The following is a 15,292-nucleotide window of genomic DNA, read 5'->3' as shown; positions in this document are numbered from 1 at the left end:
TCTGATGATATACGAGTATGTGCTGCTAGTCATAGTGCGGCCGAGCACAGGGTGCTGACACTCATGAATATGGACGGTAGAGAAAACGTCGAAGTGGGCGCCAAAGGAGGCTGCATCGCATCTCGCAGATCAACCACGCGAGGTACTGACTCGAGCCACTGTCACGACCACTCCATGTTTGAGAAGTATGGCAGAGGGCCTTGCAAGCCCCAGAGTGCTCAATTGCAGCCAGATGCAAAAAGCCCAGCGTTGAACTGGGCTTCATCCCATGGCTATCCTAAGTAGCGGAAAATCCACCGCATTTCGCAGTTATCCCCATGGATACTTCCATTACTCGGGTCCTCCAACGAGACCTTGTTCCAGAAAGGGTTGGTATCGTCCCCTGATGGCCAGGAGTGGCGGCAAGAGTTGGAGCCGCCATACGGATTGTCCCAATCAACCCTGAACGATATTTTCAGGTCTTGGGGGCCGGCATTTTCAAAACTGCCACATATGCAATACTCAACCGATCCCTCGGTGCCAGTCGCTATGCCGCTTGATTCGCTACCCCAGGCAACTGTCTGTCCTGGTTCAATGACCTCTGGCGGTTGCATATCATCCATCCAAATCCCATGGCTTAACCCGCTCTTCGCCTTGATCAAATTGAATGGACTGCTATTGACAAACGTTACCTTCACAGACCTGGCAGCCCCGGACCTGAACCCGAGAATGTTTGCAAACTCCTGAGCAACACGAACTGCACCTGCAGCAACAGCACTGCTAACAGAGTTGAATGATTCCAACGCTGACGAAATCATTTTCTCTGATATTAGGTCGTGGGGTGGCTTCGCCTGGTGGCTACCCATCCCTCCGCCAAAAGCTTCGTCAATCCATACCATTACACGAGCAGCACGAACCTCTTCATCTGAATTCGACATAACGCCTCCCTTTCCTTAGCAGGCAAGTACCGAATGGTTTACAGCACAGGAAGACTAGCAGAGGTTTCCATCCTTCAATGCTGCTGTCCCATCCACTCTGGACGGAAAGCCAGTACATGGCCTGGGTCGGAGCGTAGTGGGGTTGCGCCTCCAATCAATCATTGAGGGCCAAAACATGGCGCGGGTAATTGACGAAACCTTGCAGTACTTGAAGAAAACACCGAAGACCGTCCTCGGCGGAGCCTTCCATGACGGCGCTTCAATCTTCCGATTACTTCATCCGTAACGATGTCCAGAGCCGCGAACAACGATGTGGTCCCGTGGCGCTTGTAGTCGTGGGTGCGAGTGACGGGTTTGCCGGGGGCAAGAGGTAGGCCTGGCTGGGTACGGTTCAGTGCCTGAATCCGGGTTGAGATAGAGACCAACAATATCGTGAACCTTGTCGACAAACAGAGGACCAGTCGAAAGCTTGAAGGTCTTCTCCAGATGAGGCTTGAGGCCGAAGACATGCCATATTCGCATGACGCTGACAGGAGAAATTCCAGTTGCCTGACTCATCGAGCGAGTGCTCCAGTGACTGGCATCTTCAGGTTTGGGTGCAGTATTGCAGGAGATGCCGCATGGCGAGGGATCAAGCAGAACGCGGCCGGCGCCGGCGCGAGAAATCAGCGAAGTCGCTTTCGCTCACACCCCGGAGTGCGTGGCGGCATCCTGCGGTCCGGTGGTTTCGCGGAAGAGCCAGTATCTATGTTCTGTCGCCAACCCGGCAGCGACCTGAAAACTCATAGATGTTCTCTCGCTAAAAAATTTCCGCTCAATAACGAAAAAGCTTTAGCGTTCTGGTACGATCCCCAGCGCTCAAGAACAGCACTTGAGTCAATTGAATCTGCGAATACCAATGACCTATTTATCCACGTCGACGCTACCTGCGCTCGATAAGCACCTGAGCCATCCGAAGTACCGCGCAGACATTGATGGGCTACGCGCATTGGCCGTCTTGTCCGTGGTCACCTTCCATGCCTTTCCCTCCTTGATTCAAGGCGGGTTTGTAGGCGTCGACGTATTCTTCGTTATTTCCGGTTATTTAATCTCCAGCATCATCTTCGGCAGTTTGGAAAAGAACCGCTTCAGTTTCCTGGAATTCTACGGCCGACGAGTCAATCGAATCTTCCCGGCACTCTTGCTCATGCTCAGTGCCACTTGGGCTTTCGGCTGGTTCAGCCTTATGGTCGACGAGTACTCGCAACTGGGCAAACACATAGCGGGGGGATCTGCATTCGTATCCAACTTCCTGCTGCTGGGTGAATCCGGCTATTTCGACAACAGTGCCGAGACAAAACCGCTCCTGCACCTGTGGTCACTCGGAATCGAAGAGCAGTTCTACCTTGTTTGGCCACTCCTCGTATGGGCTGCCTGGAAGAGCAGGGTCAACATATTGATCCTGATTGCTCTGATCGGCGGCATCTCCTTCACCCTCAATATCATTGGTGTGAAAACCAACCAGATCGCGACGTTCTATTCGCCGCAAACCCGATTTTGGGAACTGCTGATCGGTTCTCTGCTTGCCTATGCAACACTGAATCAGCAACGACTCTTTCCGCGCTGGCGAGAATCAAGCGGTCCTGCAGTTCGAAACTTATTGTCCGTGCTTGGAATGGCACTTGTCGCAACGGCCCTTGTTCGGACTACAAAAAACAATGAGTTTCCCGGTTGGTGGGCGATCCTTCCAACCGTTGGTGCAGCACTTGTTATCGCCGCCGGGCCATTTGCCTGGCTTAACAAGACAGTTCTGTCCAGTAGGATAATGGTCTTTTTCGGCCTTATCAGTTTCCCGCTTTACCTGTGGCATTGGCCACTCCTGACGTTCGCCAGGATGATGTACAGCGATACGCCGAGTGCATTTGTGAGAATCGCCGCGGTTCTCATCGGCGTGCTACTGGCGTGGCTGACTTACCGTTTCGTCGAAAGGCCAATACGCAGCAAGCTGAATATCCGCGCCTCTGTCGCTCTCCTGTCGTTTGCACTGGTGGGAGTAGGTATCTGCGGTTATGCGACATTCAGATCAGATGGAATTCCGTCTCGCTTCCCAGCGGAAATCCGGGCAATCGCAGATTTCAAGTACGAGTTTGTGACCGATGCCCGGTACCCTCAATGCTGGCTCAGCGCAACCGATCCGTATGATGGCTTCGCCGCTGAATGCCTATCTGGAAACAGCCCGGGTGAAGGCGTACTGCTGTGGGGTGATTCTCATGCTGCACGGCTGTATCCGGGGATCGCGGCCGAGATGGGGCGATCCGAGGCAATTCTTCAGACGACAAGAAGCTCATGCCCGCCGATCCTGGATTTTGGCGACAGCATTTGTCAGGAGAGCAACAGGTACATCCTCGCCAAGCTTCGCAGCGTGAAACCTCGCACCGTTGTCCTGTTCGGGGCGTGGGGCCGCTATGGGGCTGACTGGTCGGCCGGATCCGCCGATCAGGCCAGACTCATGCGTACCATCGATGAGGTATCAGCGGCTGGAATTACCAACATCGTGCTCCTTGGTCCTGCTCCAGTGTGGCTGGATTCGCTCCCCAAACATGTCTACCAGGCATGGAAAAGCGACTTTCCACAGCATCAGATACCGCGCAGGCTTGCCAGCAACCTGAACCCGGACATCCCGAAGATCGAAAGCGAATTCACGAATGCCTACTCAAACTCGAAAGCGGCGTTCGTTTCCCTTCTCGATATTCTCTGCAATACCGAGGGATGCCTTACCCACACCACTGACGATGCGACCACGTTGACTACCTGGGACTATGGCCACCTGACTACCGCTGGAGCCATCTTCGTCGCGGAACGACTCCATCAGGCAATTACGCCAGGCCGCACTGGTCACGCCGCAGACTAAGGGTTCAGGCCGACCAGCTGAGGAGCTTGACGTACGCAGGCTATCTGCCGCTCGTACTGGTTGGGCGGCAGATAGCCCAGGGTCGAGCGCAGTCGGTCCTGGTTGTAGAACGTCACGATGCGTCAGCTGTGATCCGCCTCGACAATGAAGTAAAGACAGTGGTGTGCAACCATCATTTCTTCTCCTGAGAAACAGTAGGCACAGCAATCTCATAGATGATGCAAGCGGTCCTGGCATCCATCAATGCGTCACGACGCTGATCAAATGATTTACGACCATCAGTCGCCACTGCAATTGCGCTCTCAACCTTCCGAATCATTTTATTTCGCGTCTCGGCGATGGTAGTTCCGCTGAGGCCGGATGTCTTGAGTGATTCTCCGGCGAAATTGGTAGCCCCTGCCCAGCCTCCAAGTCCGGCGATTGCAGCTGCGTTGCTAGTCGGACTTGCAGCAGCAAGTACAGGCACAAAAACGGAGCCCGCGACCAGCCCGCTCATAGACAACCAATACGCTTGCCTGGCTTGCGCTGCCGATTGCTTTTCAAACCCCGAAAGACGTGGAAGACAGAACTCCAGTACTTCATTGAGCTTGTCTTCAAGGAGCTTTCGATTGTCGTCAGCGAGCTTAGCGGGTGTGCCTCCGGTCTTGATTTCACTGAGGAAAAATGTATCCGATGAAGACCTATCTACGCGGTGCACCTGCTGATCACCTGAGCAGGCAACAAGACCTGAGATCAGCAGACTGCCGGTCACTGCCATGCCCAGCCTCTTCATGGGACCAGCCCGGAGCACCTGGAGCAGAGAATAACTTGAAATGAACATACTCAACATCCGTGTCATTTAGGTTGAGCAAATATATAGATATTCTGCCAAGTATTATCAAGCCGTATTCTTTGACGTCAATGTTTTATTGTTAGGCCTACCCCCTCACAACCCAAACCCGCTGACATGCAGAGCTATTGCCTCGAAGACTTCACAAACACAACCGCATCAGCAAACCGTTTCGCTCTTTCAAGACTAGTTGTTCTGATCGAACCGAGCTCTTGACCATCTTGGCCACGAATGATCACAGCATATCGGCTACTTCTGGTACGGCTTTTGAAAATGGGAATGGAGCCAATCGAGTTCAGATATATACGTCGAGCGGCGTCCCGAGTGACGGTTTTGCTGCTTCCTACAGCAAGTGCACCAGCGCCGATAGGAACAGCAGAACCGAATGCGGCTCCCTCAGAAATGATGCCATCGGACAAGATAATTACCTTATCTGTGACTAGAACAGACTGCGGCCTTGCCTTTTTACTGTAGTCCTCAAAAAAACCCTGCTCAATTACTTCAATCGCCTGAGCGCGGTCGTTGAAGCTCAAGCCACTCGGTTCGTAACCAACCTGCTGGCTTTTGCAGCCTACTGCAATCAGGCCCAGCACCACGACTACAAGCACCCTGAACATCCCAAGCATTTTTCGCATTTCCCTAGCCTGATAGCAAAAGGCATCAGGTTACTCATCTGAAAGACAGTTATCCATAACAGCCACCACCAGCGGCGTAGATATCCCCCATGGAAACCGACCAGCACACAGTGACGTCGACAAGGTTACCGAACAACGAATGGCTGACCTGCTCGACTGCACCAGGCGCACCCTGGAATGCCGACGCATTAGACCGACAAAGTGAAAGCGTGGTTGGCAGCGCATCCGCGCTACCAGGTGCATTTCACACCTACTTCGGCATCCTGGTTGAATCTGGTGGAGCGCTTCTTCTCGACACGGAGCGAGAAGTGGATCAAGCGTCAGGCACATACCAGCGTGAAGGATCTGGAGGAGTCTATTGAGTACTACCTGTCCACTCACATCGCCAACCCTCGCCCCTTTCACTGGAACCGAAAGGCCGATGACATCTTGGCGAGCGTCGGTCGTGCAGCTGAGGCGCTAGGCTGAAAAATATGAGTGTTACTTGCGAAACACCACACTAGCACCTAATAGTCGTCTTCCACCGTCCCCGCCCCGGCCAAGGAATCCGCATGCCTGCAAAACAGCGCCCGACCGACGTGCAGAGCGTTGGTGAAGACACCTACTCGTCATGAGCAAGGGGCATCATGAGCTGGAAACGTTCGTGGCTGTCGCAGTCCAGCGGTATCCAGGCTGGGCACTCCAACCGGGCAAAGGTGGGCTGTGGATCAACGAGCCAAGTGTTACAATCCGCCCCTTAAAATCGGCGCCCAAGGCGCTGAACATCCGTGAACGCCGGCAGTACGACACCCGCCACACCTACGCAACCATGTGCCTCATGGCTGGGATGAACCCCACGTTCATCGCGAATCAGCCTGGCCACAGCGTGGAGATGTTGCTCTCTACCTACGCGAAATGGATCAGCTCCTCCTCGGATTGGAGGGAGCTGGAGAAGCTGCCGCCCCGAGTCGAATTGGCCCAAAATTGGCCCAAAACGGACGAGAGGGCCTAAATACACCTCTGGAACCCCCGCAGGACAAGCACTTTGATTTCTACCGCTAACATCACCATGCGCTTTGTCATGGGGTTTAGCGGGTGGGGATGTGTTGATTTTGCTGGGCATAATCCCTTCTGACTACCCACTGATACGCACTACTTGGTTCGGGAAATGGTCCGGCCACTCCCTATGAAGACTCATGCCGATTATGCATAGGCGCCGCGCTATCTCCTTAATCGCCTCCCTCCCCCGGCGTTCTGCCGACCAGGATACCCCCCCCTCCACAACTACACCTCGTCGCTTGGAGCTGGCCGTCTTCTGTGCATAGAAATACTGTATACACATACAGATAATGAGCAGAACCATGAGCGACAACCGCGACATCGACACCACCGGCTTCGAACTCGGAATGCCAACACGCATTGAAATGCTCGAGCAGCAGAACCTGCTCATGCAGGCCGAATATGAGCAGACCGCTGATGCTCTCACCAAGGCGCGCGCAGACATCGAACGTCTTGTGCACATGCTGGACAACGCAGAGAGGCGGCGCGATGCAGCGATCAGAGCCAACGCCAAAGCCGAGAACCTTCTCATCGACTTCCGCGAGGAAAACGAGCGCCTTGAAAAGCGATTGCTGGAACAGAACGCAAGGGTCAGAAGCCTGGAAAGGCAGCTTGATGCCATGAGCAGGCGCTAAGCTGACAATTCTGTCGGAGGTATTTCACATGTGCGGAAGACTGGCGCAGTACCGTGGGATACACGACTTCGTCGCTGCACTCAGTATGCCCGGCGCCCTGCAGAATAACGTCGGCGACCAGCAACTGGAGGGCTACAACGTTGCACCGAGCACGCCGGTTGCACTGCTTCGTGTCGATGATGGCGGGCTACTGGTCGATATGGTGAAGTGGGGTTGGCGCCCGCACTGGGCAACTGATCGAGCCGCGCCAATTAATGCGCGCGTCGAGAAGGTGGCACACGGGGCATTCTTCCGCGCGATCTGGCCTCATCGAGCGATTGTTCCGGTCGATGGGTGGTATGAGTGGGTGGCCGATGGCGGACAGAAGAAGCAGCCCTACTACATCCGGCGCCGGGACGGCCAACCCTCACTGTGCGCCGCCATCGGCCAATACGCGGGCAGCGAGCACGACGGGTTCGTGATCATCACCGCCGATGCCAAAGGCGGCATGGTTGATGTGCACGACCGGCGCCCAGTTGTTCTCTCGTCCGGGCTGGCACGGCAGTGGCTTGATTCTGCTCTTCCAAAAGAACAGGCCGAGCAACTGGCGCTCAACCTCGGCGAAGGTCCCGATGCCTTCGAGTGGTATCGCGTCAGCACGGCTGTCGGAAACGTGCGCAATCAAGGCGCTGAGCTGATCTCCCCGCTACCCAGCGAGTCGTAGCTGGCTTCGCACGCAAGTCCCGCTATTCGGGCCGCGTCATACGCTTTCGCCAGCTCTCGATTTGTTGCGACAGACCGGTCGAGCAGGTCGGAGAGCACCATGGCGGCGCGGGTGGCTGATGCGCCTCGGGCGACAGCGGCGGTATCCGGGCCGGGGCAGCTGACGGAGGCGGCGAGCTGGGCGGCGTCGTGCTGCAGCCGCTGGCCAGCAGCGTCAGCTGCAGCAGCGCCAGCAGCAGCCACCTGTTGTTGTTCGTGTGCATGGGCTCTCGCCTCCTCCTGCGCCTTCGCGCGTCGTTGTTCTTCCTGCCTGGCGCTGCGTTCGCCAATCACCTCCGACAGTCGATCACCACTGTCTCGCTTGGCCGATGCCGCCAGGGCGTCGGCGCGCTCGACCCGGCGGCCGTGTTCGTAGACGCCCCAGTACGAGGCCAACACGGCTAGCAGCGTGACCGCAGCTGCAGCGGTTCGTCCGGTGATCATGCTGCCTCCAGGAACAACTCGCGCTCGGCAGCACGGCGCCGCACTAGGCCCGGCAGAACCTTGCCGGAGGCCTTGTTCCAGCGCGGGAACTGCTCGGCGGCACCGGTATAGTCACCATCGTTGAGCAGTCGACGGAGCGTCGAAGACTCCAGATTCGCGGAGCCCAGGTTGTAGGTAAAGCAGATCAGGGCGTCCCACTGGTTGCTGCTCAGCGGCACCGTGACCAGGCGCTGCACTTCCGGCTCGAAGCGCTGCACGTCGTTCAGCAGCATGCGCTCAGCCTGCTCTCTGGTGATCGACATGCCGGCCTTCACGCCACGGGTCGCCCCGTAGCCGATCGTCCAGACGCCAGCGGAATCTTGGTACGCCTGCAGGCGCAGGCCTTCGAACGACTTGATCAGGCTCAAGCCGCGTTGCGATGTACGCATCGGGTTTTCTCCAGGCAAAAAAATACCGCCAGGCGGCGGTCGGTGGGTTCGGTGCGGATCAGGTCGGAGGCACGGGCCAGTCGATCGTCGCGGGATAGCCAGGCTGTTCAGGCAAGCGGTTGAGTGCAACGCGGTAGCGTTTCCACTCTTTCAGCAGCGCGAGCTCGGCTTCGGTCGCTTCGTCGAGGTCGATAGCATCCTGCAGCGGCACGATCGCCGCGTCTGCAATCCCACGCCGCTGCGTGATCTCGGCGGCGGCAATGGAGAGCAACTGCTCGGCAGCGGCCTGGGTCTTCTGCTCGGCCGTGACGACTTGCGACCAGTCGATCACGCCCGCCACTGACGGCTGCGCGCCGCTGAGCTCAATTCCCGGCAGTCGCACCTGACCGTCCATGGGGTCGATGATGTCGGCCGGGAAGCGAGACGATCGATCGGCGTCAGCAGCGTGTGGCAGTCGGATCGTGACCACGATTTTTCCGCTCACCCGCTCGATCGGGTCGAGAACCTCAGTGCTTCCCACGGCGGCGGCCGGCAGCGTTGCGCCGTCAGGGAGCCGGGAGAAGTCGAATACGATGCCGTTGATTTCGAGTGTGTCGCCCGCTCGGACGACAGAAAGCGATGCGTCGGAGCGCACCGGAGAAAGCTTGATGATCATGCTGCCCACCTCCCGACCGCGACTGCGGAAATCTGTACTGGGGTCCCTGCGGCACGCGCAACAGCATCGAACCCACGCAACAAAACGGAGACCGTGCTCGGTACTGAAGCAAGCCCCGACCAGTTCGCTGCGCCAGCCCACGTAAACGCTCCGGGGGTCACCGTCGGGGGCACCGCAAACGACACTGGGTAGAACCACGCCCGAGTCCCCTGATACACGCCTGCCGTGTACTGCGAGTTGATCGCTTGATCTGTCACACTGATGTTCAGAAAACAGATCATCGAGCCGTCGGCGAATTTGACATAGTCGCCGTTCGCATTGCTGCCGCGCTCGAAGACTGCCCCTGCCGGGACCCCACTATTCATGCTCACAGTGCCGACGATGTCAGCCGTCGCGGCAGTCTTCAAGCCGAGTCCAGTGCGAGCTGAAGCCTGGCTCGTGCCACCGGTCCCGCCTTTGGCGATCGGCACAACGTTCTCTGTCGAAACGGAGCCGAGTCCGGCAAGGGTCGAGCCCCACTGATTTGCAATGTCGCTGAATTTGTCTGCGAGCGTCTTCGTATACCCTTGCACCGGCGCGATTGCATAGGAGCCGCCCGAAGTAGTGGCACCAAGATATGCGGGGAGAATCGAAAGCACTGTTGCGCTTGCAATGTTGGTTACTTCATACCAGCGCCCATCGGGACCAAGAAAGGCATCACCGACCCGCGCGTTTGCAGAAAAATTCGTATTGGCGCCCGTGATTGTCACAGACCCGTTTGTTGCTGAGACGCTATTTGCTCGATACCAAGCCATAGCATGGTCCTTTAGTTGAATGGGAATGGTAGATTATCGACTCTGATAACTAGAGCTTCTGGATACTTATCAGTCGGGATATTGAAGTAGCTATTAGACATGTAAGGTGCTTGCGTTCCCCAGAACATCGTTGTTCGCGCTGCGTCGCACGACATGAAATAAATTCCACCGCTGGCACCGTATGCGCCGTCCATATGCGCCTGCTGCATGGCTCCCGCCGGAAACACCCCGGGGCCAGGCACACTCATGGAGCCCATGAAGCCTTGTCCGAAACTTCTCGAAAATGTTGTTGAGGTTGCGAACTCGCCCATTCCGACAGGGATGAATACTCGCGAAACGCAATAGTAGAGGCCAGAATCAATGAAGCGTGTAGCTAACCTCGTAGCCCCTGCAAAAGGAACCACGTAGCTCGCATACCCACCGATGATGTTCGGCGGTGGCGGCGGCGGTGCAGCGACCCTCGCAACAATATTCAAAGGGCACTGCAGGGAGTTGAATGTAAGACTCCCCGACTCGCTGTAACACTTCAGTCCGGCACCGCTTAGAACATTTCGCATCGTATCGAAATAGAAGTACTTTGTTGATGGGCTTGCACCAATAAAATAGAAGGTCGTTATATCGCCTTCTTTTGATGAGCCGCAGGAAATGCCAGAACCTGAAATGAAGACAATCGGCGCAACCGCACCGGCAACGCTGAAACCGTGAATCGCATCTACTGTTGATGATTCTGCATAACTGCCTGGATCATTCGGCGGAAGTTGTGCTGAACGATAGCTGAGCCTCGGCCAACTTAATTGATAAATCAGGTAACCGCTTTTTAATAAGCCGTATGTGATTTTTTCCGTATCAAATAAGAGAGAGCCGTCTTCCTTATATACCTTGAGAGCAGCCGACATCAGTAGTATCCATAGTGGATTCGACAGTTGAGCGAGTAGAAGCCCCAGCCGCCGGCGTAGGAGTACTGCCAGGACAGGGTCGCAACTGAAGCTCCGACGGTGAGGGTCACCCCCGGGCGTTTGCCCAGGTACTTGTTTTGTGCCGATAGCTCGGTGATGGCGTAGAACAGCGTCTTGCCAGCCGGCGCCAGGGGGATCGAGAGCGACCCGTTGCCAGCTCCAGTGTCCACGTACCCGATCATTTGACTGACACTGCTGGTCATGTCCAGTAGCGTCAGGCCGTTCGGGTCGTAGACCTTGAGGCCTGTGCTCATACGCTGATTCCCAAGTCGATCGCCAGATTGCCATTCGCATGAAAGATGCGCAGACGCTGATTGTTGATCAGCAAGCGCCCCTGCCCTGCGATGGCACCATTGATTTCGAATGTCCCATCCTTCGAAAGAATCCAGCCAAGCTGGCCAGCGACGTAATTCGTCGAGCTGATGTAGCTGCCGATCTTGGCGTTTGTGATCGTGCCGTCGGCGATGAATGCCTGGTTCATGAACACTTGACCGCCTTGAACCGCGAAGGGAGAGGCAAGCACGCCATCAATGCCATTCACCACAGCGAACCGATCTGCCTGCACAAGGAACTGACTCTGCAATCCGGCAGGCCCGTTCTCGATGCCGAGGCCAATGCCGGCGGCAACGAACTGGCCCTGAGCATTGATCTGCATCTTGACCGCCCACATAGTGCTGGCTTTGTTATCAAGTGCGGCCACGGCCTGACTCGTAACCTGCACCGACGCATTGGTCTTCAGCACCTCACCGTTGGTTTTGTCCAATGCGGAGTTGAAGGACACTTCGAGCGTCTCTGAGCGTCGCGCCTGAACATCGATTGCCGATGCGCGAACCCTCGACTCGTCCGCAATCTTCGCAGTGTTTTCCCAGCCCTTCAGCGCCCCTGCCAGCTCTCCCTCACCATCGTCATCACGCTCGCCCTGCGGCACTGTGAACGACGCTTCCATGTGCCCGATACGTGTGCCGAGCGCCTGGTCAGCATCCGCACGAGTCGCGGCCTCGTCACTGATCGATGCCTCGCGCGCAGCACGCTCCCCGGCGACAGCATCAGCACGGTCGGCCCTCTCGCTGTCGAGTGCCAAATTCGTCGTGTCTACTCGGGAGTTGACGGTCTGCAATCGCGATGCAGTGGATGACTCGTTGTCAGTGACAGCCTTCTCAAGGGTTGCGATGCTTGACGTGTTGCTACCGACCTTCGTGCTCACGTCAATCAGGCGCCACGCTGCCGCCTGCTCGTTCGTGACGACAGTTTGTTCCAGTGCGCGTACACGCCCCGAGTTGTCAGCAACGCTCGCTTCGACGGTAGTAACCCGAAGAGCCATAGCATCGTTCTGTGTCGTGCGCGTGCGCGACTCTTGCGAGACCTTCGCCAGGGTATCCCAGCCGCGCCAGGCATCGCTCAGCGCCCCCTCACCATCGTCATCACGGTAGGCAGACTGCACCGCCTGCAGCATTTCCGCGGTCGCAGTAACGACGCCGTCGATACTCTCGATGTCCGTGGTGTTCTTTGCCACGGCCTGAGCCAGCCCGTTCGCCGTTTCTGCGATGCTGCCGATGTCGACCCAGTAACCAGGGTTGGGCGGCGCATTGCTGCCGTCAGCCGCTGCCGGTACATCCGTGATTGCCATGTACAAACGCCGGCCGCTGCGCACCGCATCGTTCATGACATAGGCGTCGGTGGCAACATACTCAAGCGGGTCGGTCAGTTCGGTGATCAAATCCTCCAGCTCTTGCTTCGCATCGTTGATCCGATCCGTGACAGACCCGGGGAAGTCGCCGGAGATTTTCTCGATCTCCGTGAGCAGCTCCTGACCCAATTCACTTTCGGTGATCTGGCCGCTGATCAACTCAAGAATCGGTCCGGCATTAGATCCGGACTGGCCGAGCACGCCGCTCTCCAGCGGGTACCACGGACCAATGTTGCCAGTCCTATCCACCAGGCGTGCCCAGAAGAAAAATGCCACTCCGGCGCCAAGGCCCTGCATCACATGCTCGGATTGCGGATAGGCCAGATCGGTGAGTTTCGTTGCCGACTCAAGGCTGTTGCTCTGGCTGTACCAGATTTCCGTCCGCTGGGTGTCTTCAGCACCAGGCGGAATACCCCACTTCAGTGAAATCCCGAAGATGAGCGGCGTGGCCGTCAGGGAAGTGACTGCCGGCGGAAGCCCCTCCTTACCCTTCAACTCCGTCAGCATTGAGCTGCGCCAGATCGAAGTGATGTCGAAAGCGCTCACGGCGCGCACGCGGACGAGGTAGGCGCCGGCGTATATCCCCGCGACATCGACGCTGGTACCGCCGGTGCGCTGCAGTCGAATCCAGTTGCCGCTGCCCTTGCGCCACTCGACGTCGTAGGCGACCGCTCCATCCACCGCGGGCCAGCTGACGGTCATCGTGCTGACCGCTATGCCCTGATCCACTGCGTAGTCCGAAGTCAGCGAGACGCTCGCGGGCGGCGGCACGGTAGTGATGGGAATGACACTAATCGGGCGCTCGTCGAGTTTGGCACCGGTGTCGATTGCCGCGAACTTGCTCGGGTTGAATTCCAATGCAGTGAACTCGAACTGGCCTTCGGTCGTGCGTGTGCGCTTCAGTACTCGGAACAGTTGAACCGCCAGGTCCTCGTAGTCGATTGCCCATTGCAACTGAGGCTCTGGCTGTAGTGCATAGGCGGTGGTCACAGTCACGGCCCTGCCTACCACCGATTCGACGGTGCGACCTTGGGCTGTGCCGTTCGGCAGGTTCACAATCAACCGGTCGCCGGCCTTGATCGGCGTATCGCGGTCGAGTGTGACCACGCGCCCCGCGGCAGCCGAGATCCGCCCGCCGTTCGGTCTGCCGGCAACGAGTTCGTCAGCGACCGGGATGACGTAGCCTGGCAAGACGTTGGCGCCCTCGAGGCCTGTCTTGAAGGTGACGGTGCGGTCTTGGTTGTTGCTGATCAGCGCCCACTTCCCGCGGCGCTGGGCCTCGCTCGCACGAGTGCACCCGATGGCCGAGATCTCGATCGGCCGGTCACGGTACCGGCGCTGCAGGACCAGGTCGGTGACAGGGATGACGTCGGTATCGTAGTTGTTCGCCGGGTTGTCGTAGCTGACCAAGGCGCGGCTGTAGTGCGTTGTGCGCTCGGCGCCGCCATAGACGAAGTCGCCGTCGATGACGTTCGCGCGAGTGAACACGTAGTCGATGTCCTGCGCGCGCGGCATGTCGGCCTGCATGAACAGTTGGCCCTGGGCCCAGTAGGTCATGCCGCGGTAGATGGCGGACAAGTCGCGCAGCAACGTCCAAGCCTCAGTCCGGCCCTGCAGGTTGATGTCGCACAGGTACCGCGGCTCCATCCCGCCGACGCCGTTGGGTACGAGTTGGTCGCAATACTGGGCGATGCGGTACATCTCCCACTTGTCGACCATCCACGGCTGGATACGCTTGCCCAGGCCGAATCGGTCCTCGACGCACAGGCCGTAGGTCGCCCACACAGGGTTGTTGGTCCAGGCCTGCTTGAAGGTGCCATCCCAGATCCCGGTGTAGGTCCTGGTCTCTGGATCGTAGTTCGCGGGCACTGGCCAGCGCCGCGCGCGACAGTCCACAGTAACCGCCGGAATGTTCTGGAACTGCTGTGCATCGAACTCGATGTAGAGCAACGCAGTGTTCGGGTAGCGGAGTTTCTGGTCGATGATCTCCGTGTAGCCGGCGACAGTCATCGTGTCGGCGATCGTGCCGCTGTTCGCGTTGGGCGTGAGCCGGCGGACGCGGAACATCCAGCCCGACGTCGCTGCCGGCAGATCCACGCGCACGGACCGCTGGTAGCCACTGGTGGTCTTACCGTCGACGGCGCCACGGTGAGCTTCGGCGTATGAGCCACCGTCGGTGGCCACATCGATCGCGTACTCGATGCGGTAGCCGTTGGTGTTGCCGCTGCTGTCCTGCTGGGCAAGGCGCGACCAAGAGAACCGCACGCGCACCGCGGACAGCTGGGTATTACTCAACGAGCGCACGAAGGGGTTGTCGCTGCGAAGCTCGACGTTTGTGGTCGTCTCGCTCTCGATCGCCGGGATGCCCTGGATGTAGTCCTGCTCAACCGAACCGCGGCGCCACTCCCACTTCACCCCGGGAAAATTGACGTTGCCGCTTGAGTCGACGATGGGAGTGTTGTCCAGGTAGATGTCCCGGTCGGTCGGGGTGCCTTCGAACTCACCCTCGCCGACCGCGATCAACATCTTGGCGATGTTCGTGGACTGAAGGCTATCCGGTGCTTCGACCGGGGATTTCGGCTTGCTCTCGCCACCCTTTGCGCCGGCAATTTCGAGTTGAAGTGCTGCGCCCATGCTTTTCTC

Annotated in this window: 14 protein-coding genes and 2 pseudogenes; 5 read left to right on the top strand and 11 right to left on the bottom strand. The window is 57.8% G+C overall.

All coding sequences use genetic code 11. The features are described from left to right. Positions 1–272: 272 nt before the first annotated feature. Positions 273–917 (bottom strand): hypothetical protein, encoded by a 645-nt coding sequence (locus tag CHB99_RS29425; RefSeq protein ID WP_141137250.1) that lies wholly within the window; start codon positions 915–917, stop codon positions 273–275. Positions 918–1,165: 248 nt separating this feature from the next. Further along, a pseudogene (locus CHB99_RS05560) lies at positions 1,166–1,511 on the bottom strand (transposase); the annotation flags it as partial. A 277-nt stretch (positions 1,512–1,788) separates the two neighbouring features. Here CHB99_RS05560 and CHB99_RS05555 point away from each other — a divergent pair. Then, positions 1,789–3,807, top strand: coding sequence for an acyltransferase family protein (locus CHB99_RS05555; protein ID WP_141137249.1), 2,019 nt, complete (start codon positions 1,789–1,791; stop codon positions 3,805–3,807). A gap of 172 nt (positions 3,808–3,979) precedes the next feature. Here the strand turns inward: CHB99_RS05555 and CHB99_RS05550 are convergent, their stop codons facing one another. Next, positions 3,980–4,564 (bottom strand): hypothetical protein, encoded by a 585-nt coding sequence (locus CHB99_RS05550; RefSeq protein WP_141137248.1) that lies wholly within the window; start codon positions 4,562–4,564, stop codon positions 3,980–3,982. Between the two features lie 197 nt (positions 4,565–4,761). Next, positions 4,762–5,262, bottom strand: a complete 501-nt coding sequence (locus tag CHB99_RS05545; RefSeq protein ID WP_052419437.1) for a hypothetical protein — start codon at positions 5,260–5,262, stop codon at positions 4,762–4,764. A gap of 204 nt (positions 5,263–5,466) precedes the next feature. On the opposite strand from CHB99_RS05545, the pseudogene CHB99_RS05540 reads away from it, so the two are divergent. The 4 genes and pseudogenes from CHB99_RS05540 to CHB99_RS05525 all read left to right on the top strand — a co-directional run. Then, a pseudogene (locus CHB99_RS05540) lies at positions 5,467–5,739 on the top strand (IS630 family transposase); the annotation flags it as partial. Between the two features lie 163 nt (positions 5,740–5,902). Continuing rightward, positions 5,903–6,262: a site-specific integrase gene (locus tag CHB99_RS30415; protein WP_042125197.1), complete on the top strand. Its 360-nt coding sequence runs from the start codon at positions 5,903–5,905 to the stop codon at positions 6,260–6,262. Positions 6,263–6,611: 349 nt separating this feature from the next. Continuing rightward, a complete protein-coding gene (locus CHB99_RS05530; protein ID WP_042125088.1) occupies positions 6,612–6,944 on the top strand; it encodes a hypothetical protein in 333 nt (110 codons plus the stop codon). 28 nt (positions 6,945–6,972) lie between these two features. After that, positions 6,973–7,647: an SOS response-associated peptidase gene (locus CHB99_RS05525; protein ID WP_042125086.1), complete on the top strand. Its 675-nt coding sequence runs from the start codon at positions 6,973–6,975 to the stop codon at positions 7,645–7,647. On the opposite strand, the gene CHB99_RS05520 is transcribed toward CHB99_RS05525, so the two are convergent. Genes CHB99_RS05520 through CHB99_RS05495 form a run of 7 tightly spaced genes read right to left on the bottom strand, consistent with a single transcriptional unit; the run spans position 7,605 to position 15,283 of the window. Then, entirely contained in the window at positions 7,605–8,129 is a 525-nt protein-coding gene (locus CHB99_RS05520; protein WP_042125084.1) for a DUF2514 domain-containing protein, read from the bottom strand. The two genes, CHB99_RS05525 and CHB99_RS05520, sit on opposite strands and share 43 nt — an antisense overlap. Next, a complete protein-coding gene (locus tag CHB99_RS05515) occupies positions 8,126–8,557 on the bottom strand; it encodes a lysozyme (RefSeq protein ID WP_042125083.1) in 432 nt (143 codons plus the stop codon). Before CHB99_RS05515 ends, CHB99_RS05520 begins: the two co-directional genes overlap by 4 nt. Before the next feature lie 58 nt (positions 8,558–8,615). Continuing rightward, complete coding sequence (locus tag CHB99_RS30320) at positions 8,616–9,212, bottom strand: tail fiber assembly protein (protein WP_281177147.1); 597 nt, start codon at positions 9,210–9,212, stop codon at positions 8,616–8,618. Beyond that, positions 9,209–10,006 (bottom strand): hypothetical protein, encoded by a 798-nt coding sequence (locus tag CHB99_RS05505; protein ID WP_042125081.1) that lies wholly within the window; start codon positions 10,004–10,006, stop codon positions 9,209–9,211. The genes CHB99_RS30320 and CHB99_RS05505 overlap by 4 nt, the downstream gene beginning before the upstream one ends. 11 nt (positions 10,007–10,017) lie before the next feature. Beyond that, on the bottom strand, positions 10,018–10,902 hold the full coding sequence (locus CHB99_RS29420) for a hypothetical protein (RefSeq protein ID WP_141137247.1): 885 nt from the start codon (positions 10,900–10,902) through the stop codon (positions 10,018–10,020). Continuing rightward, positions 10,902–11,216: a hypothetical protein gene (locus CHB99_RS05500; RefSeq protein WP_042125079.1), complete on the bottom strand. Its 315-nt coding sequence runs from the start codon at positions 11,214–11,216 to the stop codon at positions 10,902–10,904. Before CHB99_RS05500 ends, CHB99_RS29420 begins: the two co-directional genes overlap by 1 nt. Continuing rightward, positions 11,213–15,283 carry a TipJ family phage tail tip protein gene (locus CHB99_RS05495; protein ID WP_042125077.1) on the bottom strand — a complete coding sequence of 1,357 codons (4,071 nt, stop codon included), beginning with the start codon at positions 15,281–15,283 and terminating at the stop codon, positions 11,213–11,215. The genes CHB99_RS05500 and CHB99_RS05495 overlap by 4 nt, the downstream gene beginning before the upstream one ends. Positions 15,284–15,292: the final 9 nt, after the last annotated feature.

This window comes from Pseudomonas japonica (genome assembly GCF_900188455.1).
Lineage (GTDB): Bacteria > Pseudomonadota > Gammaproteobacteria > Pseudomonadales > Pseudomonadaceae > Aquipseudomonas > Aquipseudomonas japonica.
This window is presented reverse-complemented; position numbering and strand designations above follow the sequence as displayed.

Excerpts from the sequence above, each read along its gene's own strand:
- CHB99_RS05520 (WP_042125084.1), bottom strand. The coding sequence starts at position 8,129 with ATGATCACCGGACGAACCGCTGCAGCTGCGGTCACGCTGCTAGCCGTG.
- CHB99_RS05545 (WP_052419437.1), bottom strand. The coding sequence starts at position 5,262 with ATGCTTGGGATGTTCAGGGTGCTTGTAGTCGTGGTGCTGGGCCTGATT.
- CHB99_RS05495 (WP_042125077.1), bottom strand. The coding sequence starts at position 15,283 with ATGGGCGCAGCACTTCAACTCGAAATTGCCGGCGCAAAGGGTGGCGAG.
- CHB99_RS29425 (WP_141137250.1), bottom strand. The coding sequence starts at position 917 with ATGTCGAATTCAGATGAAGAGGTTCGTGCTGCTCGTGTAATGGTATGG.
- CHB99_RS05550 (WP_141137248.1), bottom strand. The coding sequence starts at position 4,564 with ATGGCAGTGACCGGCAGTCTGCTGATCTCAGGTCTTGTTGCCTGCTCA.
- CHB99_RS05515 (WP_042125083.1), bottom strand. The coding sequence starts at position 8,557 with ATGCGTACATCGCAACGCGGCTTGAGCCTGATCAAGTCGTTCGAAGGC.
- CHB99_RS05505 (WP_042125081.1), bottom strand. The coding sequence starts at position 10,006 with ATGGCTTGGTATCGAGCAAATAGCGTCTCAGCAACAAACGGGTCTGTG.
- CHB99_RS30320 (WP_281177147.1), bottom strand. The coding sequence starts at position 9,212 with ATGATCATCAAGCTTTCTCCGGTGCGCTCCGACGCATCGCTTTCTGTC.
- CHB99_RS05500 (WP_042125079.1), bottom strand. The coding sequence starts at position 11,216 with ATGAGCACAGGCCTCAAGGTCTACGACCCGAACGGCCTGACGCTACTG.
- CHB99_RS29420 (WP_141137247.1), bottom strand. The coding sequence starts at position 10,902 with ATGTCGGCTGCTCTCAAGGTATATAAGGAAGACGGCTCTCTCTTATTT.
- CHB99_RS05530 (WP_042125088.1), top strand. The coding sequence starts at position 6,612 with ATGAGCGACAACCGCGACATCGACACCACCGGCTTCGAACTCGGAATG.
- CHB99_RS05525 (WP_042125086.1), top strand. The coding sequence starts at position 6,973 with ATGTGCGGAAGACTGGCGCAGTACCGTGGGATACACGACTTCGTCGCT.